Origin of the sequence: Burkholderia sp. LK4, assembly GCF_001043615.1 — a bacterium.
Lineage (GTDB): Bacteria > Pseudomonadota > Gammaproteobacteria > Burkholderiales > Burkholderiaceae > Burkholderia > Burkholderia cepacia.
Window position 1 is genome coordinate 1 of the sequence record NZ_LDUL01000086.1, and the last position, 510, is coordinate 510.

Genomic DNA, 510 nt, shown 5'->3' on the forward strand with positions numbered 1-510 from the left:
GGCAAACCAAAGGGGGTCATGGTTCAGCATGCAGGCATAACAAACCTCGCCTTGTTACAGGGCCAGGAATTTGGCATTGATCGTGATAGCCGAGTTCTCCAATTCACGTCTCTGAGCTTCGACGTATTTATGTCGGAATTCACTGCTGCGTTGTGCAACGGTGCAAGCCTCTACCTTGCGTCCCGGGAAGAATTGATGCCCGGTGAACCGCTGCTGGCCACTATGGCTTTCCACCGCATCACTCATGCGTCAATGCCACCTGTTGCAGCGACAGCCCTTCCTGTAACAGCGCTCCTTCCGCATTTGAGATCTCTGGTCGTAGCCGGCGAAGCGTGTCCGGCACATCTTGTTCGTCAATGGGCTGACCGGGTGTGCTTCGTGAATGCCTACGGACCTACCGAGGCAACGGTGTATGCCAGTGCCTATCGCTGCCGCGCCGACGAGCAAGGTGCACCGCCCATTGGCCGGCCGATCGCCAACACGCGTCTCTACATCCTCGACGCGCATCAG

At 57.5% G+C, this 510-nt stretch carries 1 protein-coding gene; it reads left to right on the forward strand.

Features of this window, described 5'->3' with window-relative positions; all coding sequences use genetic code 11:
• On the forward strand, window positions 1-510 hold a 510-nt coding region (locus VK92_RS41085; RefSeq protein ID WP_156190775.1), incomplete at both ends, for an AMP-binding protein.